23 protein-coding genes and 1 pseudogene are annotated in these 23,726 nt (G+C 26.6%); 6 read left to right on the forward strand and 18 right to left on the reverse strand.

Going from position 1 to position 23,726, the window contains the following annotated elements; all coding sequences use genetic code 11:
- Positions 1–30: 30 nt before the first annotated feature.
- Positions 31–1,863 carry a DUF6398 domain-containing protein gene (locus tag ACWPW7_RS15255; RefSeq protein ID WP_454054201.1) on the reverse strand — a complete coding sequence of 611 codons (1,833 nt, stop codon included), beginning with the start codon at positions 1,861–1,863 and terminating at the stop codon, positions 31–33.
- 651 nt (positions 1,864–2,514) lie between these two features.
- Here ACWPW7_RS15255 and ACWPW7_RS15260 point away from each other — a divergent pair.
- Positions 2,515–3,336 (forward strand): YwqG family protein, encoded by an 822-nt coding sequence (locus tag ACWPW7_RS15260; RefSeq protein ID WP_454054202.1) that lies wholly within the window; start codon positions 2,515–2,517, stop codon positions 3,334–3,336.
- A gap of 138 nt (positions 3,337–3,474) precedes the next feature.
- Here the strand turns inward: ACWPW7_RS15260 and ACWPW7_RS15265 are convergent, their stop codons facing one another.
- The 3 genes from ACWPW7_RS15265 to ACWPW7_RS15275 all read right to left on the reverse strand — a co-directional run bounded on the left by ACWPW7_RS15265 (position 3,475) and on the right by ACWPW7_RS15275 (position 5,606).
- Positions 3,475–4,197, reverse strand: coding sequence for a hypothetical protein (locus tag ACWPW7_RS15265; protein WP_454054203.1), 723 nt, complete (start codon positions 4,195–4,197; stop codon positions 3,475–3,477).
- A gap of 151 nt (positions 4,198–4,348) precedes the next feature.
- Positions 4,349–4,780, reverse strand: coding sequence for a hypothetical protein (locus tag ACWPW7_RS15270; protein WP_454054204.1), 432 nt, complete (start codon positions 4,778–4,780; stop codon positions 4,349–4,351).
- A gap of 148 nt (positions 4,781–4,928) precedes the next feature.
- Complete coding sequence (locus ACWPW7_RS15275) at positions 4,929–5,606, reverse strand: DUF6033 family protein (RefSeq protein WP_454054205.1); 678 nt, start codon at positions 5,604–5,606, stop codon at positions 4,929–4,931.
- Between the two features lie 539 nt (positions 5,607–6,145).
- On the opposite strand from ACWPW7_RS15275, the gene ACWPW7_RS15280 reads away from it, so the two are divergent.
- Positions 6,146–6,607 carry an NUDIX hydrolase gene (locus ACWPW7_RS15280; protein WP_454054206.1) on the forward strand — a complete coding sequence of 154 codons (462 nt, stop codon included), beginning with the start codon at positions 6,146–6,148 and terminating at the stop codon, positions 6,605–6,607.
- 218 nt (positions 6,608–6,825) lie between these two features.
- Here the strand turns inward: ACWPW7_RS15280 and ACWPW7_RS15285 are convergent, their stop codons facing one another.
- From ACWPW7_RS15285 to ACWPW7_RS15300, 4 genes are all read right to left on the reverse strand, one after another.
- A complete protein-coding gene (locus tag ACWPW7_RS15285) occupies positions 6,826–8,733 on the reverse strand; it encodes an FtsX-like permease family protein (RefSeq protein WP_454054207.1) in 1,908 nt (635 codons plus the stop codon).
- On the reverse strand, positions 8,720–9,484 hold the full coding sequence (locus ACWPW7_RS15290; protein ID WP_454054208.1) for an ABC transporter ATP-binding protein: 765 nt from the start codon (positions 9,482–9,484) through the stop codon (positions 8,720–8,722). The genes ACWPW7_RS15285 and ACWPW7_RS15290 overlap by 14 nt, the downstream gene beginning before the upstream one ends.
- 269 nt (positions 9,485–9,753) lie before the next feature.
- Complete coding sequence (locus ACWPW7_RS15295) at positions 9,754–10,779, reverse strand: sensor histidine kinase (RefSeq protein WP_454054209.1); 1,026 nt, start codon at positions 10,777–10,779, stop codon at positions 9,754–9,756.
- Complete coding sequence (locus tag ACWPW7_RS15300) at positions 10,776–11,450, reverse strand: response regulator (protein WP_454054210.1); 675 nt, start codon at positions 11,448–11,450, stop codon at positions 10,776–10,778. The genes ACWPW7_RS15295 and ACWPW7_RS15300 overlap by 4 nt, the downstream gene beginning before the upstream one ends.
- Before the next feature lie 148 nt (positions 11,451–11,598).
- On the opposite strand from ACWPW7_RS15300, the gene ACWPW7_RS15305 reads away from it, so the two are divergent.
- Entirely contained in the window at positions 11,599–12,300 is a 702-nt protein-coding gene (locus ACWPW7_RS15305; protein WP_454054211.1) for a 5'-methylthioadenosine/adenosylhomocysteine nucleosidase, read from the forward strand.
- 794 nt (positions 12,301–13,094) lie between these two features.
- On the opposite strand, the gene ACWPW7_RS15310 is transcribed toward ACWPW7_RS15305, so the two are convergent.
- Positions 13,095–13,259 carry an aspartyl-phosphate phosphatase Spo0E family protein gene (locus ACWPW7_RS15310; RefSeq protein WP_039629872.1) on the reverse strand — a complete coding sequence of 55 codons (165 nt, stop codon included), beginning with the start codon at positions 13,257–13,259 and terminating at the stop codon, positions 13,095–13,097.
- Between the two features lie 465 nt (positions 13,260–13,724).
- On the opposite strand from ACWPW7_RS15310, the gene ACWPW7_RS15315 reads away from it, so the two are divergent.
- Positions 13,725–14,090: a YmaF family protein gene (locus ACWPW7_RS15315; protein ID WP_291562263.1), complete on the forward strand. Its 366-nt coding sequence runs from the start codon at positions 13,725–13,727 to the stop codon at positions 14,088–14,090.
- 171 nt (positions 14,091–14,261) lie between these two features.
- On the opposite strand, the gene ACWPW7_RS15320 is transcribed toward ACWPW7_RS15315, so the two are convergent.
- Positions 14,262–14,846 (reverse strand): ATP-dependent Clp protease proteolytic subunit, encoded by a 585-nt coding sequence (locus ACWPW7_RS15320; RefSeq protein WP_454054212.1) that lies wholly within the window; start codon positions 14,844–14,846, stop codon positions 14,262–14,264.
- A gap of 810 nt (positions 14,847–15,656) precedes the next feature.
- On the opposite strand from ACWPW7_RS15320, the gene ACWPW7_RS15325 reads away from it, so the two are divergent.
- Both ACWPW7_RS15325 and ACWPW7_RS15330 read left to right on the forward strand, forming a co-directional pair.
- Positions 15,657–16,106, forward strand: coding sequence for a MarR family winged helix-turn-helix transcriptional regulator (locus tag ACWPW7_RS15325; RefSeq protein WP_454054213.1), 450 nt, complete (start codon positions 15,657–15,659; stop codon positions 16,104–16,106).
- A 343-nt stretch (positions 16,107–16,449) separates the two neighbouring features.
- A complete protein-coding gene (locus tag ACWPW7_RS15330; RefSeq protein WP_454054214.1) occupies positions 16,450–17,169 on the forward strand; it encodes a DUF169 domain-containing protein in 720 nt (239 codons plus the stop codon).
- A gap of 101 nt (positions 17,170–17,270) precedes the next feature.
- Here the strand turns inward: ACWPW7_RS15330 and ACWPW7_RS15335 are convergent, their stop codons facing one another.
- The 8 genes and pseudogenes from ACWPW7_RS15335 to ACWPW7_RS15370 all read right to left on the reverse strand — a co-directional run bounded on the left by ACWPW7_RS15335 (position 17,271) and on the right by ACWPW7_RS15370 (position 23,064).
- The gene (locus tag ACWPW7_RS15335; protein ID WP_454055520.1) at positions 17,271–17,360 is read right to left on the reverse strand and encodes a hypothetical protein; all 90 of its coding nucleotides are present in this window, start codon (positions 17,358–17,360) and stop codon (positions 17,271–17,273) included.
- Positions 17,361–17,854: 494 nt separating this feature from the next.
- On the reverse strand, positions 17,855–18,094 hold the full coding sequence (locus tag ACWPW7_RS15340; RefSeq protein ID WP_454054215.1) for a PepSY domain-containing protein: 240 nt from the start codon (positions 18,092–18,094) through the stop codon (positions 17,855–17,857).
- Positions 18,095–18,514: 420 nt separating this feature from the next.
- Positions 18,515–18,814: pseudogene (locus ACWPW7_RS15345) on the reverse strand (Ig-like domain-containing protein); the annotation flags it as partial.
- Between the two features lie 237 nt (positions 18,815–19,051).
- Positions 19,052–19,579 carry a flavodoxin domain-containing protein gene (locus tag ACWPW7_RS15350; protein WP_291562254.1) on the reverse strand — a complete coding sequence of 176 codons (528 nt, stop codon included), beginning with the start codon at positions 19,577–19,579 and terminating at the stop codon, positions 19,052–19,054.
- Positions 19,580–19,836: 257 nt separating this feature from the next.
- Entirely contained in the window at positions 19,837–20,334 is a 498-nt protein-coding gene (locus ACWPW7_RS15355; protein ID WP_454054216.1) for an NAD(+) diphosphatase, read from the reverse strand.
- Positions 20,335–20,627: 293 nt separating this feature from the next.
- Positions 20,628–21,500: an aminoglycoside 6-adenylyltransferase gene (locus tag ACWPW7_RS15360; protein ID WP_454054217.1), complete on the reverse strand. Its 873-nt coding sequence runs from the start codon at positions 21,498–21,500 to the stop codon at positions 20,628–20,630.
- A gap of 199 nt (positions 21,501–21,699) precedes the next feature.
- Positions 21,700–22,461, reverse strand: coding sequence for an alpha/beta fold hydrolase (locus tag ACWPW7_RS15365; RefSeq protein ID WP_454054218.1), 762 nt, complete (start codon positions 22,459–22,461; stop codon positions 21,700–21,702).
- A gap of 156 nt (positions 22,462–22,617) precedes the next feature.
- A complete protein-coding gene (locus ACWPW7_RS15370; protein WP_454054219.1) occupies positions 22,618–23,064 on the reverse strand; it encodes a GNAT family N-acetyltransferase in 447 nt (148 codons plus the stop codon).
- Positions 23,065–23,726 lie beyond the last annotated feature (662 nt).

The following is a 23,726-nucleotide window of genomic DNA, read 5'->3' on the forward strand; positions in this document are numbered from 1 at the left end:
GAATTCTCAATATGCTAATAGGAGTCTATTTTACATATTTTCTTTAACCCATTTTTTAAATCCTAGTGTTTCATTTATAGCATCCTTTGCATATGTCATAGCAATTATTGCTTCATTTTCGTCTCCGTATCCATAGAAAAATGGTTCTTCTAGTGGAATTCTTTTTTTCTCAATTATGTAATCTTTTATATATGGATTATGATCCTTTAATGATTCTGCGTTTTCTTTAGCTTTTTTCATATCCCCTAAACTATAATTATATAGTATTTTTCCTAAAAGCATAGTTGCCCCTCTATCTTCCTCATAATCTTTGAAAAGTTTTTTTGCATAGTCAAAATCTCTTAAATTTACTGCTTTGAATATTGCCCAATCTCTAACCCCTTGATTATCATTAGGATTTAGTTCTAAAGTTCCCTTATCTACTTCTAAGGACTCATTTCTTTTCCTAGAAAGCCATAAAACATCTGCATAGTCAACTCTCATCTCCATATATTTTCTAGTTTCTGGTATTAACCAAAAATTACCTTTATTCTCTTTTATAAATTTTTCTCCTAATTTATCTTCTTCATAAATTAAAAGCTCTTTTAATTTTCTCTCAGCTTCTTTATAATTATTATTTTCTATATCAGAATATATATCGTTAAGTAGCTGCAAATTTTCATTATCCGTCTCCATAAAATTTTCAATCAATTCTTGAAAATCTTCAGCTAAATTATAATTTTTAAGTGTCTTTTCAAATATACCATATTTATATATACTTTCTACTTTCCACTCTTCCTCTCCTTCTTCCATTCCCATGAATGTTCTAATATCTCTAGATTTTTTTGATACCGTTCCTTCACTAATATTAAAGTAATCTGCTATATCCTTTACTCTTATATCTATAGCACCTTCCTCTAATAACATCATATTTAAAAATACCCTGTTTACATTTAATATGGCATGAACAATTCCCGCTGCTATAGTATTATTTTTCCCTCTATCTAATTGTTGCCATTCTTCATTTTTAAGAGTTTCAAAGAGGTTTATACATACAGATTCTAATTCCTTATTTTCTAATTCATCACAAAAACTTTCTAAAAGTTTCTTAATTTCTTCATATTTTTGAGTATTTTCTTTTGATTTCTTTATATAATCACTTTTAATCTCCATCAAAGGTAAATAACGTTTTTCATCGTCTTTTTCTCCATCATAATCACAAACTCCAAATCTTGGAGAATTGACATATTCTAGTTCTTCAATGTAATTTTCATCGTCTTCATCGTAGTTTTTTATACATTCATCACACAAATATTTTGTAATTCCTTCATAAGCATCTTCAAAATCATATTTAGCCTTTTTTCCACATTCATCACATTGAACAGCCGGTTCATTATTTCTAGCTAATATTTCTATAATATTTTTAGTTTTTATATCTGAAATTTCATCTATAACTTTTATTGTTATATATGTAGTTGATCCAAAATCATATTCATATTCAAAAATATTTTTAATTTGTACCAAGTCTTTTAATTTCTTATTCATATTGCCATCATAAGAGCTCCAAATACTATCATTTACTTTATTTTCACCATATATCTTATTTTTTATTTTAAAACAACTTAAATGTCCACAACATTCTACCCATACATCTCTTATAAACTTATCCAAATCTTTTAACTTAGCATTTTTCTCTATAGATATGTACATCCAAAAATCTTTTATGTATTTATCCTTAATTAACAATATAAACTTATCTACATGCTTACCATCTATCTTTTTATTTTCTTTTATTAATTCTAATCGCTTTTTACAATTTTTAATATGGTTAGCTCCTCCACCACTAGTAACTTCCTTGCCACAAAAATAACATTTACCTTTCAATACATTCACCTACTCAAAAATTTTCTACATTTTATAATAAAATAATATATCAATATTATCAACAAAAGCTATTTTAATATTATTAAATTTTAGTAAAAAAGATAACAAGTTCTTTAAATATAGCTACTTTATTTAAAGAACTTTTTTAAGCCTCAATTAAAACACTCTTATATTATCCAGCTTGAAAAAGAATTTAAGTACATCTTATGTTAAGGTTCAACGCTTTCTCCCTACTATATTCTGCCCAATAATTGCATCTTTAAATACATCCTATGTTAAGGTTCAACCGTTGAATTCAAGCCATCTTCTATTTTTATGATATCATTAAAACCATTGAAGTTAAAGGATTTTCTTGAAATTTTACCAACCACTTTGTGTTTTTAGAAAAATTGATAAAAAATCTATAATAAACCTTTAGTTTTCAATGAGTTAACAATATTATTTTTTATAAAGAGGTTGGAAAATTTTATGCAATTTATATGTAGTGTAAATAAAAAAATAGAAATTTTAAAACCTATTTTACTTAAGTTACTGAGTTGTAGAACAACTAGTTTTTAAACAGGTTAGAATTATTGTTATTACTGTTAAAATTTGATACTATTTTAAATTGAAGTATATCTTATAAATAATAAAATAAGGTGGGAATTTTATATGAAAAATATACAGTTATCAAAAGAATTTAATGAATTTAAAGATGTTATACAAAGTACATTAAAATCAACCATAACTATAGACGTAAAAGAGCAATCAACTAAACCCTGGGAAAGTAAGATAGGTGGAAACCCTTATTTAGAGATAGGATCACAATGCCCTAAAAATTCTAAAGGAGAGCATTTAAGATTGCTATCTCAAATTAATTTTGAGGAAGTTTCTCATATAGAACCTTATCCTAAAAAAGGAATATTACAATTCTTTATATTTTCCGATGATTTTTATGGTGCAAACTTTGATAACATGGAATATCCTGGGCTCCTTGAACAAGATAATTTTAGAATTATATACGTAGCTGATGTTATTAAAGATGAAACAAAATTAGTTAAAGATTTTTCCTTCTTAGGAGAATTAAAAGAAGATGAATATCTTCCTTTAACAGGAGAAATGAAAATGAGTTTTAGCTTAGAAAAAATGTTTATAACTGCCAATGACTATAAATTCGAGGAAGTATATAAAAACTGTGATTTTGATAACATAGAAGACGGTAAATATGAGTCCTTATTAGAACGATATTATGAAGAGCTTGATGAAGCCTATTCTAGAATAGGTGGATATCCAAATTTCACTCAATGGGATCCAAGAGCAAATTATAAAGGATATGAAGATTTTGATACTTTATTACTTCAATTAGATATGGAAAGTGACGGAAACTCAGAATTAATGTTTGGAGACAGTGGTATTGCTAACTTCTTTATAAGAGAGGAAGATTTAAAAAATCTAGACTTCTCAAAAGTAATGTATAATTGGGATTGCTGCTAATTAACTTAATTAAACATATTATTTAATTAAGTTATAGTGTAATAAATGAAAGGGCAATTTAATATTTCCCTTCATTTATTATTTATGTATAACTAATTTATTGCAGATTTCTATAATAAAAATCCCTCTAAATATAATTTATTTTTCCTCATCTTTAAAATATTCACGACAACGTTTAATCCAAATTTCTTCATGTTTTTTAGGACTTACTACTCTTTTAGTTAAATCTTCAACAGAAAAAATTCCCTTTTCTTCACACCAATTAATACAGGTTTTAAAGAATTTTAAGTCCACATTATCTATTTCGTAATATCCATATACATAAGAAAATCCTTTTAAAAATGCTGAAACCAATCTAGAATGTCCATCTATTGAAACTATTCTATCATCTATGTTAATGCAAGTGACAACAACATCCTCTGGACAGTTTATCCATGAATTTACTCGTTCTAACTTTACTTTATCAACTGTTAACTGTTCTGGCTTTATATCTTTTATATTAACTTTAAAAACTTCTATACCATTATCTATAATTTTTGCCCAGTTTTTATTCTTAATAAAACCACTATCTTTTAAAATCTCTTCTCTTATTTTATATTTCTCATCATTATATATAATCTTACTTAAATAAGGATTCCAGTAGATAATCTCCTCTATTAGCTTTTTAAAGACTAAGCTTTCATCACAGTTTTCTATAATTTGAAAATTTACTAATTCCGCATATTTTAAACTTTTTATTTCATATTCTAAAACTGCTTTAATCTTGTCCTCTTCAGCTACTATAATTGCTGTAGAATGTAAAAAACTTTTTTCATATTTTAAATATCTACGATCACTATCTTTAGCTCTATAAACCTCCACTCTATCACCTCTATTAAACCAATATATTATTAAATTGCTATACTATTTTTTTATTTATAGTAATGAACTTTTATAATTTTTATTTTTCTTTTCTAATTTTAGTTATTTTTAAAAGTAAAATTTACGATTCTATATTATTTAAGCACCACTTTTAGTCAATGGAAATCCCTAACACTCTTTTAGCTAGTACGCTACCTTTATCAACTTCAAGTACATCCTCAGCATATTTATATAATAATTTCTCTTCTAATTTATCATTAAAAAATAATATCCATTCTTTATAATTAACATTTTCCGAATCAAATTCTAGTGATTTCTCTGCATAAGAAAATGCAAGTTCATCTGCTAATACTGGAGTTAAAATTATAAAAAGATGAAATGATATTAGATGGCTGACATATGCAAGCTCTTTTTTCTTATTCATTTTTTCAAATTGAAAAAATTTATGCTGTAATAAATAAAATACATTGTTTTTATAAAATGAACTTTCATTACAAAGAGAACTAATATCATCAACGGATATATCAAATATATTATCTATTTCATCATAGGCATAATTATCAATAATCTCTTTAAAATTCATATAATCTCTCCTTAAAATTAATTAATGTAGATAATAAAACAATCATTATTTAGGCTTATTTTATAAAAACCTCTCTACAGAGCTATTTTATCATAACTTTATGTAAAGAGGTTTAATATTATATTTAAAATTATCTTCTTATAAATTATTATAAAATAGATCTTCTTACTTTCAGTTCTAATGCAGGCAAAGAATTAACGAAAGACTCATCTAAAGAGAAATTTATATGTGTATCCATAGATAACATACTTTGCAACAAAATATTTGTTGAATATTTTCCTTTATAAGTTGCCTCAAGTCTTAACCTTTCTGCTTCTCTCTCCTTTTGTTTCTCTTCCTGAATTCTTTTCCCTTTTTCCTTTTCCTCCTGTGAAGTTTCAGATGCACTCCAAACTGTTGTTGTTCCATCCTCATGAATAATAACTCCAGAGGTTACCACTGTAACTCCTAGAGATTCAAGTGATTTTAAACTTGGTATTTCTCGATTTAAATATAATTCAATACTTTTCTCCACATTTGCCTTTATTTTTGAATCAGTTTTCATTTTTTCAATGATATTAGGTGCTATGGTTATATCGCTTAAATTTCCATTTCGAATCAGTCTTTCCATTTCCTCTTCATTTTTAGGCACAGACTGAATAGCCACAGACAAACTATATTTCTTCATGAGTGCATGGTCAATACTAGATGATTCAGTTCTTAACATTATGTCATTAAAATTGTTATGATTATTATTTTCCCTCATAGCAATATTTTGTTGTAAAGACTGGTTCTGTAGCGTATTAAATAACTTATAATTCCAATTATTAAGTGCAGATAAACTCAATATACTCCCGCCAAATTTCCATAATATATACCTTAGATATATCGATAAAAATCTCTATACACTTAATATCTTTTAAATTTAAATTTTACCTGCCTTTATAAAAAATTTGACACGTTATATAAAAAATATAATTTTTATCAAACTAAAAAACCAATTTGTTCTGTAAAATATTTTCTCATATACTTCATTATTCGCAGTATCGTAGTAGCAAACATTGTTCTCCAACTCTTATACCAATATCTAGTGCTATTATGATTATCATAAATATGATTTCCATCAATAATATATTTATCAATTTTAGGATAGTTTTTTAAATACTACTTACTGAAATATTAACTATCTATCTATCTATCTATCTAATATCTAATAATGGAAATGGTTTTAGATTTTTGTGTTAACGCTATTCGTCCCTACATTAAATAAACCTCTCATTTTAAATATATAAGTTAGATACAGTATATAAATAATTTATAATATAATACTAACTAATAGAATACTGTTATATAATTAAATCATATAAAAACACGAGGTGAAAAGAAATGAATTACGTAGAAGAATTGAGGAGTATAGTTGGTCATAGGCCTCTTATTTTAGTAGGAGCAGTTGTGATAATTGTAGATGATAAAAATAGAATATTGTTACAAAAACGAAAAACAACTTCCTATGGAATGTGGGGAATACCTGGTGGATTAATGGAGCTTGGAGAATCTACGGAAGATACAGCAAGGAGAGAAGTATTAGAAGAAACTGGTCTAACTGTTGGAAAGCTAAAATTAATAGATGTATTCTCAGGTCCAGAAAGTTTAGTAAAGGTTCCTAATGGTGATGAGTTTTATGCTGTTACCATTGCATACTATACTGAAGAAATAAGTGGTGACCTTAAAATAGATAAAAGTGAATCTCTTGGATTTAGTTTTATAAGCCTTGATAATTTACCCGAAAACATTGTAAAAAGTCATAAAAAAATGATTGATAGCTTTCTTCAAACATACAATACTTAAATATTTTAATTCACAGTTCACAATACAAAATTCATAATTATATTTGAAATTAATTCTTTACGAATTAGCTTTTAAACTACTTTTTACTAGCAATATATTACTAGTATTTATATGAAGTGGCTCCTCTATTTCAACATAATAGGAGATAAATAGGCTCACCCAAAGGTAAGTCTATTTATCATTTTTATGAAAATTTAAAGAAAGCTTAATCTAAGCATTTACTCTTCTCTTATAACTCTAATAAAATTTCTTTTAGCTATGACAAAGAAAATTAAGTATATAACTATAAAGATTAAAACAGTTATTATAAAAGGTTTTATTAAATTTACAAAAAGCATTTTACTTAGAATTCTTATAGCAAATATACTGTGAAGTATTCCTAAGGTTAAAGTTAATATAAAGAATATTGAAATCTGCTTATTTACTGAAGTAGCTATATCACTATCATCTATTCCTAACTTAATTAGTATTTTGTATTTTTCCTTATCATTGTTTGCATCATCAAAGATTTTAAAGTACACTATACTACCAGTAGCTACAGCAAATACTAAAGCTAAAAAGCATCCTATAACATATACAAATTTAACCCAATTATCACTATCCTTTTGGTCCAAATAAAAATAATGTATTGAATTATTTCTATCTTTATCTGCCATACTTTCTAATTCTTTTGTTAATACTTTTGTATTTTCTTGATTATCTACCTTTATTCCATAAAAATTTATTTTCTTTAATTCCCTTTCTAATTCACTATAAGTTTTATCATTTATTATCAATAAATCTGATTGGTATATTCCACCAAGAAAAGGAATCTTAATTTTTTCACTTACTGAAAATTTCTTATCATTTACTATAAATTCATCCGTTTTTTCTCCTGAACTTAAAGTTATTAAGGTTCCTGCCTTTTGAACATAAATGCAACGATTTTCTTCTGTTAGATTCGAATTCATACTATTAACTAACTCATAATTTCCAAGTTCTTTTAAAACTCTTATAAAATCTGAATACTTAACAAAGGAAATCAATCCATATTTGTTATAACCATCTATATTATCTGAATAAAGTAGTCTTAGGCTCACTTCTTTTATAATTTTGTGATTACTTTTTTCTATTATATTTTTTATAGGCTTTTCATTTATATCTTTTAAGGAAGCATAAGAAAAAGTATATATATATTTATTCTCTATACGACTTTTATAGGTATAGTTCATAGTTATAGCTGTTCCTAAAGCAGTAATAGTAGCTGCTATTAAAATTACTACTGTAGCATAGGTTTTATAATTTGTTCTTATCCTATAAGCAATATTACTTATACTTATTACATTTACTCCCTTATAAAAAAAACTTTTTCTTCTTATAAGATGTTTTAAAGCTACTGGTAATACTGCTCCAAGTAAACCATAGGTACCTAAAATTATTAATATTAATGCATTTAATGTTTTATTAAAATTATCTGCTGCTAAATAAGCATTTCTGTATCCTAATATAATAATAATTACAGAAATTACTGCTATAATATAGATTAGAACACCTATTTTAGGCATCTTATCCTCTTTTTTTGTAGCATTAAATAAATCTATAAGCTTACATCTTGCTATATTTATAAAGCCCTTTAAAGACATAAATAAAAATATAGCTAAAAAAATTAATATTGTACTACCTATAGAATTAAAAGTTATATCAAATTTACTTTCTACCTGAAAACCAGATGCCTTAATTACAATCATTTGAAACAATTTAGTAGAAAAAATTCCAATTATTATTCCTAAGAGTATTGAAAATAAACCTAAAAGTAAAGTTTCAAAAAAGAATATACTTCCTATTTGGTAATTATCAATTCCCATAAAAGCATATATTCCAATTTCCTTTTTTCTTTGCTTTAAAAATATATTGGTAGAAAACCATATAAAAAATACAAGGAATACTATTAACATAACAGTTATAGTCTTTAGCATTATGGCACAATAACCATCTCCCACCTTGTCAAAGTTTTTTATAGTTTCACCATATCGTAGACTCTGAAAGTTAAATAAAATTGCTACAGAAATTGTCATTGCTATAAGATGAAAATAATATACTCTAATATTATTTTTACAATTTCTTAATGCCATCTTAAAAGAGTTCATTATCTCCACCTCCTAAAGAAGCAAGCAATTCTAATATTCTTCCATAGTATTCCTTTCTTGATTCATTTCTATCTAATCTTGAATAAGTCTTACCGTCTTTTATTAATAAAACCTTTTTACAAAAGCTAGCAGCAAAGGCATCATGAGTAACCATTATAATAGTAGAATTAGTTTTTTCATTTAATTTTGATAAACAATTTAAAAGATCTAAGGAGGATTTAGTGTCTAATGCTCCTGTTGGTTCATCAGCAAAGATTATACTTGGAGAAGTTATAAGTGCTCTTGCTGCTGCTCCTCTTTGCTTTTGTCCACCTGATAGCTGATAAGGATATTTTTCCAAATGATCATTTAAGCCGAAAAAATCTGCAATCTCTAGAACCTTCTTTTCTATTTCTTTATGATTTTTTCTTGATAGTGCTAAAGGAAGTGCTATGTTATCTCTCAATGTCATATTATCTAAAAGATTAAAATCTTGAAAAATAAAACCTATCTTATCTTTTCTTAATTTAGATAATTCCTTATTCCTTAATTTAGCAATGTCTACCCCATCAATAATTATCTGCCCCTCGGTTGGCTTGTCTATAGTTGACATAAGATTTAATAGAGTTGTTTTTCCCGCCCCAGAAGGTCCCATCACACCTAAAAAATCTCCTTTTTTAACTTCCATATCAATATTATCTAGCGCAACAGTAGTAAAACCTTTTATTCCATAGATCTTAGTTAATCCCTGAATTTTTAATACTGAATTCATTTTTAATACCTCCAAATATACACAATTGAGAATTGACTATTGACAATGGACAATTATTGAAGCTTCTCTTTTATAAGAGAAGTTTTAAAGTAATTTTTTTGGAGTAACACAATTACTTTCATGGAAAAGTCCATTTGAAGAAATTAATTTATAAAAATTGATTTCAATAATAATTCTACATTTTGCGTAGTTTATCTATTCTGTACTTTAAGTTTAATCTAACAGAAAAATATTTTCCCTCTCTTTAGGTTACTTTATAGCTCTTAAAGTTACATTTTTGTAATATTAAAATAATCTGATATTTTATAAAAACTTATGATGAATTCAGTAAATTCATTTTCTTTTGATACTACTTTCATTTTATGCCCTAGTTTATCTGCCATCTTCTTAGAAAAATATAATCCCATACCTGTAGATTTGTAGGTTTTTGCTCTTCCATTAGTACCTGTATATCCTTTATTGAAAACCCTCTCTATATCTTCTTGTAATATTCCTATACCATTATCCCTAATATGAAGGCTAATGATTTTTTCATCTTCATCACTATAAATTTCAACTTTTCCATTTTCTCTAGAATATTTAATAGCATTATTAATTATTTGATCTAGTATATAAAGAATCCATTTCTTATCTGTAAGAACATTGTAATCTAAATTATCAAGTTCTAAATCAATTTTATTAGTTATAAAAGAATACGAATTCTTTTTAACCCCTTCTCGTACAATCTTTTCTAAAGAAAGTTCCTGTATTAACAAATCTTCTGAATAGCTATTTGCTCTAGTACTATATAATACTTGATTTACTAAAAAATTAATTCTATCCATTTGATTTTTTATATTTCTTGAAGCCTCTATATCTTCTAATCTATCTGTTATAAGATCACAAACAGAAATAGGAATTTTTATTTCATGAATCCATTTTGAAATATATTCATTAATTTCATCTATGTTTTCCTTTAAACTTTTAATTTCATCATATTTTATTCTATCCTTTAAAATTAGAATATCTCTTATAATTTCATCTTGAGTTGATTCTCCCTTTATATCTAAACACCCTATATCACTAGATTCTATTACTAACTTTTTAAATTCTTTATATCTTGTATTCCATTTTTTATAGGAAATAAATATGTAAATGAGAAATATTGAAATTACTAAAAAATTTATATATAAAATATCTATTAAAACCTTATTTACACTTGTATTACTATATATAAATAAATTTAAAGTTATAAGTATTACTATTTGGTAATAGATAAAAAGTTTATTTTCTTTTAAGTATTTATAGATATTCATTCTATTATATATCCTAAGCCTTTCTTAGTTTTTATAAATTCCTCAATACCTATTTCCCTAATCTTTGTTCTAAGCCTATTGATATTTACAGTTAGAGCATTGTCATTTATAAATTCATCATTCTCCCAAAGGCTCATCATAAGCTTATCTCTTGATATTATTTTTCTTTGATTTTTCATTAATACAACTAATATTTTAAGCTCATTTTTGGTAAGCTCTAGTTTTTCATCTTTATATATTAAAATTCCTTTCTCTATATCTAACATAACATTCTTATAGCTTATAAAATGTCCCTTCTCATCTCCATAGGAATAGGTCCTTCTTAAAAGAGCATTTAATTTTGCTATCAAAATATCTATTTGAAAAGGTTTATTTATGTAGTCATCTCCCCCATTGTTAATTGCCATAATTATATCCATATTAGAATCCCTAGAAGAAAGAAAAATTATTGGGATTTTAGATATTTCTCTAATTTTTTTACACCAATAAAACCCATCAAAATAAGGTAAATTTATATCCATAATAACTAAATGAGGATTACTGGATATAAATTCCTCCATTATATTTTCGAAATTCTTCAGAACTTCAACATTAAACTGCCACTTGTTAAGTGCTAATTTTATCTCTTTAGATAAATTGCAGTCATCTTCAATTAAAAGAATGCTATACATATCCTTTCCCCCTATATACTTAAAATCTTCATTTTATTTAGTTTAATATATTGATTTTAACATTTATATATTTAAAATTATGATATACTCATATATAAAATATATCATAACTGTTAATTATTATGTAATGTTAAGGGGGGTATGATCTTTGCAAACTATAGGTATCATTGGGGCAATGGATTTAGAAATTGAACTTATCAAAAATAGCATAATCATATTAAAGGAAGAAATTTATGCTGGTTTTAAATTTTATATTGGAGTTTTTAAAGATGTAAATTTGGTGTTAACTTCTTGCAGTATTGGGAAAGTTAATGCAGCAGCTTGCACTCAAATACTAATTGATAAATTTGGAGTTACTAGTATAATTAATACTGGTATAGCAGGAAGCTTAAATAATGAAGTTAAGATATGTGATATAGTAATCTCCAACAATGTTACTTATCATGATGTTCGTAAGGAGCAGATGAAAGGATGGTTTCCTTTCGTTGAGCATTTTGAAACAAGCAACTTATTAGTAGAAATTGCTATACAAGCTTATAAAAACATGAAGATAAAAGAATTTAATTATCATGTTGGAAGAATTGTAACTGGTGAAGCTTTTATATCAGATAATGAGTTAAAAAGTAAAATTATAAAAAATTATTCTCCTCATTGCGTTGAAATGGAAGGTTCTGCAATTGGACATGTAGCCTATATTAATAAAATTCCTTTTATTGTGATTAGAAGTATTTCTGATAATGCTGATTGTGATGCACATATTAGCTATGATAATTTTGAGAAAATATCAGCTAATAACTCCAGTAATTTAGTATTAAATATGCTCAAAATAATCAATGATAGAATTGATTGAAAATTATATTAAATATTTAAAATTCTATAGGTTTTCAATATGGATATTAAACATTCATATTGAAAACCTATTTTTATAGAATTAACTCGCTATAAATTGATTTATAAAAGATAAACCATACAAATAAATTCACCCTTAGTAAATTTTATCCTAAATTCGTATTTTTAACTATTAATTCTCAATTTTCAAAGAGTTAAACTATTTTTATAGAAAATTTATCTTTCAGATTATATTCTAAGCTTTCACGTTGTATCCATACAGATAAACTACGTTAAAAATTAATGTGTAGCTAAATATAGCTACACCCTTAAGTATTTCAATTCACAATTAAAGTTGAAATTATTTTTAATTAAAACTAATTTCTTTAATAGATTTTTTACTACCAATACAATTGATAGCTTTTTCACCTCAGGGGAACAGTAGGGAAGCCCTTTAAGGTTCCCCTGAGGTGCAGTATAGTTTGGAACAACATTAATAAATTTAGCTAATACTATGGAGATACTACAGTTGCTAGTTTTTCATAGGAAGTTACTTCGTAACTTCAAAAATAATCAATTTTAAATTTCTCAGCTTCTACTAAGAAATACCCACAATTGTGAATTTTGCATTGCGAATTATGAATTCAACAGTTCTAATTATAATACTAAAAAATACAATTATTTTCACATATATATAATTTTAGAACCGGTCATCTATACACATTGTCCTAATCTAATTGAATAAGGTACTTGATTAAGAATATTATCTTAATCAAGTACCTTACCTAATTTCTAGTAATTGAGCAATGTATAGATCTACTCACTCATCAAAAGTCTATTGTACTGGTTTAGTAGTTTGTCTAATTCTTGGCTAATTTCTACTAATTCACTGTTGGTCAATGTCTCACTTTGGTTCATTAACAAATGCATTAAGTTTCTCAGTTCTTCAATCTTTTGTATTATTTCCTGTTTTTCTGACATAATATCCCTCCTTTCATTATGTAAACTATATTAAATGAAAAAATGGATATTATGTTGTTATAAATTTAATAAAAATATATTTCATAAACTAGCTTTTAAATATATAAAAAAGATAGGCTTAAAGCCTATCAAAGGAGAATATATTATTTATAGAATCTTTTATGTGCTCTCCATACACTTTTTTTACAACTTTCTAAACATTCACATAGTATCAAAAGTTTATTTTGTGAATATTTATATATATAAGAAAGTGTGTTCGTTAGATGAACTCTTAAGGTATAAATATTATTACTATAACAATGTATATTAGTAATCCTTAAACTCTTAGAAAGTGCTAAATTAGCTTAACAATTGAAAGATAGGCATCTATGGATTTGCTTTCTTTGCCACATCTCTCACACCTTTCTAAATAATTTAACAATGTGAAAATTTTATTTACTAAACAGCATATAAGGAGGTACCGTCATGTCAGATGAAGGCTTAAGATTTAAAAGTTGTAATTGTAATGAAAATACTGATGATTGTCAAACTCACGTTCATGAATTCTTAGGAAGCACTCAATTAGCTGAACAAGGAGAAGATAGGCATAATCATAGATTTGCTGGTGTTACAAGCCAAGTTATTCCTATGGGTAACTCTCATGTTCACGCTATCTTAGTGAATACTGACTTTTTCTTAAATCACCATCATGAAATAGGTGTAATTACAGGACTAGCTATTGATGTTGGTAATGGTAAACATGTTCACTTAGTAAGAGGTGTTACTACAGTAGATGATGGTCATAATCATCCATTTATTTTCACAACGCTTATTGAAAGTCCTTTGACTTAATAATAAAATGGGGGAGGCTTTTGCCTCCCTTTTAAATTTGAATACTGTTTATGGAAAACTTAAGATATTTATGAGTATGTTTATACTCATAAATACTAATAAAGACAAAAACAACAAGCCTTATTTATAAGACTTGTTGTTTTATATTATATAGATTAATATACTAATAAATTATAGATTCGTTAGCTCATCGTATTTTGAAATAACTTGATTTGCTATTCCATAATCAACTGCTTCATAAGAATTTAACCAATAATTTCTATCTGTATCTTTTTCTACTTTTTCTAATGATTGACCAGTAGCTTCACTGATTATGCTATTAATCCTCTTACGTACTCTCAATATTTCCTCTGCCTCAATACCAATATCTGTAGCCTGACCACTAAATCCACCTAATGGCTGGTGTATCATATATCTTGTATTTGGTAAAGAATAACGATTTTGCTTTTCAGCTGCAAGATAAATTGTGATAGCAGCACTTGCAACCCAACCAGTACCAATTACAATAACAGGTGGTTTAATAAACTTAATCATATCGTGAATTGTATCACCAGCTTCAACATGACCACCTTGGCTGTTGATAAATAATTTTATTGGTTCATCTCCCATTTCTTGTAGGATTAAAAGTTGTGTAGTTACCTTTTCCGCTAAAGCTTGATTAATCTCTCCAGAAATTACAATTGATCTAGATTGCAATAGTTTTTCTAGCACTAAACTTGAAGTTTCTTTTTCTTTTTTTTGCTCTTCATTATTCATAATATTATTCTCCTATCAATTAATATATTTAAATCTAATGATAACAATATAGTTATCATCAGCTACTTTTAATTTAATTAATTATAACATAATGAACCAAAAATTGTTAATCACAAGTTAAAAATATTAATTTAATTATTTACTTTTCTTTATATGCTTAAATATATTGTAGGAGAATTAGTGAAGGTGTAGATATTTGAAATTATGAAAATCAAAGTTAAATTATTAATATTTCAAAAATATTAGATACTATGCTTTTTTAGTGTAGGAAACTAAAAGAAGATTACTAGGTATAATTCCTAATAACCATCCTTTTTATAATATCAATATGTTAAAGTTCAATTTTTTAGTTGTCATCTATTCGCGTCATGATTTAAATACCTCTTATGCTACGGTTAATAATAAACTTTATTTACTTATTCTACAACTATTTAGGTCTTCCCTTTATAAAATAGAAAAGTAGCCTCTATTTCTAGATACCACCCTTCTTATTTTACTTTAATATATCAACTTTGATTTCTTTTTTTAATTCTTTTAGATTATTTTATACTCTTTTATTACTTCTTTTATTTTAACTTCTTTATATTCATCTATTGTTTTATAATTCATATAACTATCAATTATTTTTGTTCAAAATAATTCATAGGATTTAATTTTACAATTTTAAATAAGTCCTTTCCTCTAGTGACAGCTTAGCTGGTACTACCTCTTTTAGTAAGACAAAATTTATACAAAATAGTTGCAAGTACATTCTATTTATGCTACTATAAACTTAGCTTTAATTGTATATAATTTTGAAAGGATGTAAAAATGAGGGAACTGTTTGGAAAATATATAACTGTGCTAAATAGATACCAGCAAATATTGATTAATCATAAATTAAAAGAATATGAACTGGGGAGCGGGCAATATTTTTTTTTAATTAACATTTACCAAAATGAAGGTATATCGCAGAAAGATTTAACTTCACTAGTAAAGACGGATAAGGCTACTACAGCAAAAGCTTTAATAAAACTAGAGAAACATGGTTATATCTATAGAACTACTGATAGCGAAGACAAAAGATATAATAAACTTTACTTAACTCAAAAAGGTTCTGAATTTATGCCGACTCTCATGAATATTTTGCACAATACAACCGAAACTTTTATGGACGGTATAGATTCTCAACGATATGATGAAATGCTAGAAACTTTGAATATGATTCTAAGCAATGTAGAAACATTAGTAGAGTTGTCGCGAAGGGAAAAGAAAGTTTAAAATCTTACACCTATTTTTTAGGTGTAAAAATTTTAATAAAATAGTTGCATATACATCCTATTTTACAATAATAAAAAAGCTGTGATAGGCAATAAAATAGTTTTTAATGTGAACATACAGTATTGAATTTGTAGCAACATTATAACTTTGATTTATATTATCTTTTTTGATAAATAAATTAACGTGATTTCTGGTAAAAAATGTAACCAGAGTTAATTCGCTTTTTCAAAATCTTTTGCATGCCGTATATCTATTTCACTGTTGCTACTCTGTTTCTACTGTAAATAAAAAGGACAATTATATATATAATTAGATATATAATTGATAAAAGGAGGCTATTTATATGGAAATCAAAGAACTTATGAAGGAATTAAATATGAAATTTCCGCCATTATCAATTATTCAAAGTGATACGGAGATTGAGGCATGTAAAGAAAATTTAACAGGGTGCTCTATGAAAGTGCTTAACAAATCAATAAATGGTGAAACCATTCTTGTAAACTGCAATAACTTAACTTGCGGAGGCGCTAAGTCAGGATTTGGCTTTTATGACGGATTACCTGATATGCCCGGTGGATTTGGGTATTTCTTGTCTTGTGGTCAAGGTGAAGGCTTTCCAAAAGGAGAAAAATTAAAAATAGATCCGGAAACAGGAGTTAGAATGTTGGAAAACCAACCAAAAAATGTATTAAACCAAAAGGCATATATAATTATTAAACCCTATGAGGAAGGTGATAATCCTTGCACAGTAACATTTTTTGCTAACCCTGATCAGCTTTCGGCACTTATACAATTATTTTATTTTAGACGAGACACATATGATGAAGTCATTGCCCCTATGTCTTCCGGTTGTGCATCTGTATTTAGAATACCTTTTAATGAAGCTAAGAAGGAGAAACCAAGAGGTGTAATCGGAAATGTAGATGTCTTTTCAAGACCTCATTTTGATAAAAATCTTTTTAATTTTACGGTTTCTTTTAGAGATTTTCAAACAATGCTGCAAGATGCAGATAACTGTTTTTTCAGTTCCCATATTTGGAAAGGCGTCAAGTCCAGATTGTAACTTATAATGTTTACAAACTATTGGATTTATTACGAAAAATTTATAAAAAATACGAACTAAGCTAACTTAGTTCGTATTTTTTATCTCTAAAATTAGTGTATCTAATTAACCTCTTTTCTATAACCCCTTACCTTTTCTCCATATTTTAAAACACCTAGTATTTTAGAATTTGTACTTTTGTCTTCTCTTATATTTAAACCATCTTTTTAGGGTACTACTCCGTACTTACTACCTAAAGAATATAAGTTATTATTAGGCATAGGTTTACCTATAATTCCTTTTCCAATTTCATTGTTCATTTTTTCTGTACCTACTTTTTTATATGGTTCTATGTCTATACTATCTATAAAAACAACTCTATTAATATTGCTTTAGCATTTGTATCTCTAAGTACATAAAGTTTACTGCCATCTTTTATTCCTCTGCTTGTATCTTCTTTACTTTATACAATGTTCTATATCATCATAAAGTAAATAATATGTTCCAACTTCCTTACGCTACTTCCATTTCCCACATAGAGGATTTAAAAAGGAATATTCATATTTTAAGTTGTGTTTATTCCATCTTGTATAAGGTATTATTTTCTTTTTTACGTCCTCACCTCACTTTTAATCATAAAAAATAATCCTGTTAAGCCCCTTTTTATATTGGTATTTTTCTATTAATTGCTTAATACCTTCTTACTTTACTCAACCTTCTCACTAATTCCAATTACCTTTCCTGTCCTAGTATCTACTTTTACTTCATACATTCCAGCAGGAGTTCTTATACCAACTTTATAAATTAATATGCCCTGCTCAGTGCCTAATCCAACTTCTACTAATTCATGAGGAATATATTCTAAAGCAATTTGGATAGCCTCTTCAGGACTAATTCGATAAGTTCCCCGATAATTATCCCATAATTTATAGTAAAAACCACCCATTATATTAATCTCTTCCTTTTTAGTAATTATATGATTATTGTATTCAAATCCTTAAACATTGGTGCTTTTTAACAATATATAACCCTAAACTACTTCTACCTAACAGTTCCATTTACTATTTTAAACTATCCCTTGTATTCTCCTCCTTAATCCTTTCTGCAATCTTAGCATCTAAGCTAGGTATTGTTTTATTGATTAATGTAATTACTGTAGTATGTAATATTTTGCAATAATCATCTATAGCTAAATTTAATTTATGTTACATTGGTGTATTATAATCCATAATAATTTTTGTTCTTTTTTTAGTTAGCCTCATACCTTTCACTACTTTTTAACTCTATACACAAAAATAACACCTAGATTATTGTAAGTACTATAAAAAGATGAATAAAAAAGCACCTAATTCCTAGATACCTTTAATTATTTACTTACTCCATATTCTCTTACTTCAAAAAATGCTATCTTATCATATATTATTTATATGGACTAATCTTTTTATCAAAGGAATATAATTCTGGCCCTTTACCATTAACTATTTCTTCATACCAGTCTATAAATTTATTTACTTATTCCATGTTTACATCATATTCTTTTGTAGCTCCATTTACTAAAGAAATACTTAAAATTGCATTGTTCTTATTTTCTTCTACTAGTTTACTTACTTACATTTACTTTATAAGTAGCTGTTAAATCATTATTTTCTAATCTAGTTGTTATTGTTACTTATCCTTATTTTATACTGTTACATTCTCATTTTTGTTACTCTATACTTATCCTTTAATTATTTTATCTTATTCACTTTGTATTTTCTCTTTCTTACTTCATAAAATATTGGTATTGCGACATAAAAAATATCTCAAATTCATCTCTGAATAATGCGATATTTTAATCTTGTATTTATTTTTACTTGTACATACTATTCCCAAAAAATGTACAAGATGTTAGCCAGATCAATTATTATAGAGATTTCACATATTTCAGCAATGGCTCAATCTGCTCGCGGCTCGAATAATCATAAGAATTTTGGATTGCCTCTTCAGTTCCTCGTTCTATGTCAGACTTGCTTTTTGACATTTTTAATATAAATTTAAATATGTTCATCAGCATTTTATCTGCACCTTTCATTTTTTCATAGTTTATACCACTTTGAAAATAGAAAAATGGTATACTTTCATTTTCTGGAATATTATTTTTCCTGAATTTCTCTATTTCTTCAGGAATAGGTGCTGTTCCCCCTGTTGCAAAGATAATAACTTGTTTATTTTTAAATGCAGAAAGATTGTCTTTAATAAATTTTATACCATTTATTTTACTGGCGTGCATACCACCGCCAAAAATAATGATATCATACTGGTTTAATTTCAAAGAGTTAGCCTCACTTAATGATATTGCGGTACAACCCAAAGTATCACTAATCCACTCTGAATATTTTCGTGTAAATCCTGTATTAGATTTGTAAATAACAACAACTTTTTTATCGCTCATAATGTCACTCTCCTATCCTAAGAAAATATAAATTATCTTCGTTAAAATTCAAGCTTACCTTTACCTTGTTTACCTATTATAAGTAAATTATAACATATTACCCTAATATTTCATTATAAACTTTCAAAGAACATTTCTATTAATTAATTCATCCTATAATCAAATCACCACATAAAAATACCGTAAAATTCATTTCTGAATAATACGGTATTTAGAAAAATTATTTGATTTTATATTTTAGTCGTTAAATAAGAAAATTATTCACTAAGACTCTTTATTGCTTTTTTAAAGAGTTGCTTACCTATGCTGCCTTCTCTTAGTTTTAAATTAGCATCATTGATTGAGACCCAACTAATCTGGTCAACTTCGCAAGACTTAATAAATTCAGATTTCTCAACAAAAGCCAAATAGCCTAACATGAGTAAATTACGTGAGGAATGATGAAAACTTGATATGTATTGAAATGATTTTACATTAAGACCCGTCTCTTCTTTCACTTCTCGCAATACTGTCTCTTCAGCATTTTCACCTTCTGTAATAAATCCTGCAATCAACCCCCAGTTTGTTTTTGATACATAGTCCTGTTTCAATAATACAACTTCATTATATTCATTGATTACCACCACTAAGACACATGGAGCAGGTGACTTAAAGTAAGGCTTATTGCATGTTTTGCAGTAGGGAATCATACCCTCGTCACCTATTTGTTTAAGCATTAATTTTTCACCACAAATTTGACAAAAGTTTATATCCATAACCTCTTATTTCTCCTATTCTAATTACATTTTAAAATTAGATAAACCATTAGTTCACCATAAAATACAACTATGACTTAACTCATAAGAAAAGTCTATCATATTTACCATTTTTTTGAACTATTTTTCAATATACTTGAGATAACTTTTATTTTTTAATACCGTAAAATTCAAGTTTGAATAATACGGTATTTTAATTAATTTTATTTTTATATTTATCTTCGTAATATCCCAAGATTATTAATTATCTAAGTTTTGTACAAACAAAACTTAGATTTACCCTTAAATATTAACTAATATATTTCCTTTGCATCTTTTGGCAATAAGTAAACATCCTTTAAAAACTTTAAACTATTATTTGCTTCAATTTCGTTATATATAATGCTCATGTTATATGATACTTCATTGGCAATATCATTAAATAAGTCACACATAATAAAAACTGATTTCCAAATATCTTTTATATTTCCAGAAGGATATGTTTTCAAAAATGTATTCCACTCTTTGTTTTCCAACCACCTATACATATACTTTCCTGATTTTCCAACACTAACGGTAAAATTTGTTTTGAATCCTATTTTCCATTCTAATAAACATATTAATTGAGGACGAACACAATAATTTATCATATCCATTACATATGGTATTTCTTCTCGCCATAATCCCTTTGCAACATTATTTAAGCTCCACCAATATTCATTACAGGTATCAAAAAATTGACACTCTGTTGGTTTCTTTACCCAATAATCTTCATCAGTTTCTTTTGGCATCTTAGGTAAACATTTATCTTTATCAAGTAATATTCTACAAAGCCTGTCCTCTTTAATTTCTTTTAACACATATGATAATGTAGACACATGCAAGTCCAGACGATTTCCATCAGTAAATTGAATAAGCCATCCATAACAATTGTCTATATCATTCGGATAGTAAGAACTTTCTTCAGGATACTGCATATATAATCGTTCACCAAATTGGTCAATCCAATTTTTCTGGTCACGAAATGATTTTGTTTCCTGGACAACATATACGATATCATAGTCCTGAAAAATATCTTTTATAGCATTTGGATTTGTTCTGGATCCGTTCATAATAACTGCACGAATCCTTTTATCGTTCTTTGCAATATCTAATATTAAATTAAACATTTCTTGTTCTGTACGCATTTTAACCTCCAAAAAGATAAATATTTTTAATTAACAGCATATAACTAATTATAATAGTATTATAAATTACTTATTAAAGTTAGCATAAAGTCGCAAAATATTTTCAAATAAGGATAAAAATATCATAAATTCAACTTTGAATAATACAGCATTTTAAATAATTATTCGATTTTTATATTTATTGCGTTAAATAAGAATATTATGATTCATCAACTCTTATAAGCCATTCATTAACTAGTGAATTGAATAATTCTTCTTTTTCTATCTGTAAATTATGTCCTGCTCCATCTAATACAGTAAAAGTTGCTCTCGGAAAATTCTCTAAGATATTCCATGCATCCTTATATCCTACACAGGAATCTTGTTTACCTAACAGTATAAGAGCAGGTTTATTAAATTTTTTATTTATCTTATCTACATCAAATGAAAATTCATAGCCATTTTCTTTAAGACTTTCTAAAAATTTAATGTCTGCCATTTTAGCACCAGATATTATTTCTTTTTTATACCTTTCATAGATTGCGTTACTTTGAATCACTGCCATAGAATTAAATTGTTCAGCAACTTCCGATGTCAGTTTAGACAATACCGTATTATCTTTCACTAAAATAACATGTTCGGGAACATTTCGCTTTTTATTATCTGCTATTATAAGTGGACAAATTAATAAAACCCCATCTACCTTATCTGTCATTTTGTAAATTACTCCTCTTGATATATAGCCACCATATGACTCACCTACAAGTAAAAAGTTTTCATTTGGAATGATTTTTTTAATAAAATCAATTACAATTTCAAGCATAACATCAGAGCTAGTAATCCATTCTGCACTCTCTGATTTGCCCATGCCTGGTAAGTCAATATATATTCTTTTATAACTATCTTTAGTACTAAATATAGGTTCCATACATCCAGTCATTAATCTGTGATCTAGAGAATAACCATGATTTTCAAAGAACATTATTTTTATATCTAATATCTATGTATTTGTTATATTCTTTAATCAAATTACAACATAAAAAATACCGTATATTCACGTTGAATAATGCGGTATTTTAGTAAATTATTCGTTTTTTCAGTTATGACTCTAAATAAGAAAATTATTAGTTAAATATATTTACTTTAATTTCATATGAAGTATAGGAAATGGATTTCCTTGTGCATCAAGTTCTGACCTTTTAAATATATCAAATCCTATATGTTTATAGAATCCTACACCTTGTATATTCTGCTCATTTACATCTACATATTTTATATTTAAACTATTTATTGCGTATTCTATAAGCCTTTTTCCTATGCCCTTACCTCTACATTCATCACTTACAAATAACATTTCAATCTTACCATCATGCACACCCATAAATGCTTGTATAGTACCTTCATTATCTCTTATACACATAAGTTTGCTAACATAATAAGCGCCTTCTTTAACTTGGGGTTTTATTGATATTATATCTTCTTCATTTAAAAAAGTATGTGTTGCTCTTACCGATGATTCCCAGGCATCTAATATATTATCCATATCTTCCTCATCAATATTATTTAAAATTTCTATATCAATCATATTATATATCCTCCTTAAACTGTCTTAGGGAATTCTTAATTAAGTCAATAAAATTTAGTGGATGTTAATGCAAATATATTAATTCACAACATCTTACCATTTTGCCTTAACTAATGGTGATTATATCATATTTATATGATCTTATATAGTCATTTCTAACACCGCATTATCCAATTTTTAAAGAGCATTTTTTGTATCTTAAATTTCAGCACTCACTTAATAAAATAATCAATTTGCAAACTAACTCGTTCCTGTTCTTTTAGGACAATATTGAGGACTTGTTCTTAACTCACTTGAAAAAATCTCCAAATATTTTCCTTTGTTAAACTTACAAATATGTTTATTTTTTAGTTATGAAGTCTTAATACTTCCACTGCTCTCTACCATTACAGAAGTATATTTATAATGCTCACATTCCTTTCATTTTAGCACTTTTGTACTCATATTTCACCTATAATCTTCTATTTCTTAAAAGGCGATAACCACGCTGGTCAAGTATCCTTCATAATATATTTGTATTACGACGCAAAAATACTGCAAATCCCCTTATGAATACTGCGGTATTTTAATATATTATTTTATATTTACTTTTTAAGTTCATTGACAAATTGGAATTTATCTAGGTCGTTCAATACTTAGATTACAAACTATACTATATTTAT

This window comes from Clostridium sp. Marseille-Q7071 (assembly GCF_965112025.1).

What these genes read in the sequence shown, in the direction of transcription:
- ACWPW7_RS15260 (WP_454054202.1), top strand. Translation starts at nt 2,515, where the DNA reads ATGAAAAATATACAGTTATCAAAAGAATTTAATGAATTTAAAGATGTT.
- ACWPW7_RS15270 (WP_454054204.1), bottom strand. Translation starts at nt 4,780, where the DNA reads ATGAATTTTAAAGAGATTATTGATAATTATGCCTATGATGAAATAGAT.
- ACWPW7_RS15280 (WP_454054206.1), top strand. Translation starts at nt 6,146, where the DNA reads ATGAATTACGTAGAAGAATTGAGGAGTATAGTTGGTCATAGGCCTCTT.
- ACWPW7_RS15285 (WP_454054207.1), bottom strand. Translation starts at nt 8,733, where the DNA reads ATGAACTCTTTTAAGATGGCATTAAGAAATTGTAAAAATAATATTAGA.
- ACWPW7_RS15290 (WP_454054208.1), bottom strand. Translation starts at nt 9,484, where the DNA reads ATGAATTCAGTATTAAAAATTCAGGGATTAACTAAGATCTATGGAATA.
- ACWPW7_RS15295 (WP_454054209.1), bottom strand. Translation starts at nt 10,779, where the DNA reads ATGAATATCTATAAATACTTAAAAGAAAATAAACTTTTTATCTATTAC.
- ACWPW7_RS15300 (WP_454054210.1), bottom strand. Translation starts at nt 11,450, where the DNA reads ATGTATAGCATTCTTTTAATTGAAGATGACTGCAATTTATCTAAAGAG.
- ACWPW7_RS15310 (WP_039629872.1), bottom strand. Translation starts at nt 13,259, where the DNA reads ATGTCAGAAAAACAGGAAATAATACAAAAGATTGAAGAACTGAGAAAC.
- ACWPW7_RS15315 (WP_291562263.1), top strand. Translation starts at nt 13,725, where the DNA reads ATGTCAGATGAAGGCTTAAGATTTAAAAGTTGTAATTGTAATGAAAAT.
- ACWPW7_RS15320 (WP_454054212.1), bottom strand. Translation starts at nt 14,846, where the DNA reads ATGAATAATGAAGAGCAAAAAAAAGAAAAAGAAACTTCAAGTTTAGTG.
- ACWPW7_RS15325 (WP_454054213.1), top strand. Translation starts at nt 15,657, where the DNA reads ATGAGGGAACTGTTTGGAAAATATATAACTGTGCTAAATAGATACCAG.
- ACWPW7_RS15330 (WP_454054214.1), top strand. Translation starts at nt 16,450, where the DNA reads ATGGAAATCAAAGAACTTATGAAGGAATTAAATATGAAATTTCCGCCA.
- ACWPW7_RS15340 (WP_454054215.1), bottom strand. Translation starts at nt 18,094, where the DNA reads ATGGGTGGTTTTTACTATAAATTATGGGATAATTATCGGGGAACTTAT.
- ACWPW7_RS15350 (WP_291562254.1), bottom strand. Translation starts at nt 19,579, where the DNA reads ATGAGCGATAAAAAAGTTGTTGTTATTTACAAATCTAATACAGGATTT.
- ACWPW7_RS15355 (WP_454054216.1), bottom strand. Translation starts at nt 20,334, where the DNA reads ATGGATATAAACTTTTGTCAAATTTGTGGTGAAAAATTAATGCTTAAA.
- ACWPW7_RS15360 (WP_454054217.1), bottom strand. Translation starts at nt 21,500, where the DNA reads ATGCGTACAGAACAAGAAATGTTTAATTTAATATTAGATATTGCAAAG.
- ACWPW7_RS15365 (WP_454054218.1), bottom strand. Translation starts at nt 22,461, where the DNA reads ATGTTCTTTGAAAATCATGGTTATTCTCTAGATCACAGATTAATGACT.
- ACWPW7_RS15370 (WP_454054219.1), bottom strand. Translation starts at nt 23,064, where the DNA reads ATGATTGATATAGAAATTTTAAATAATATTGATGAGGAAGATATGGAT.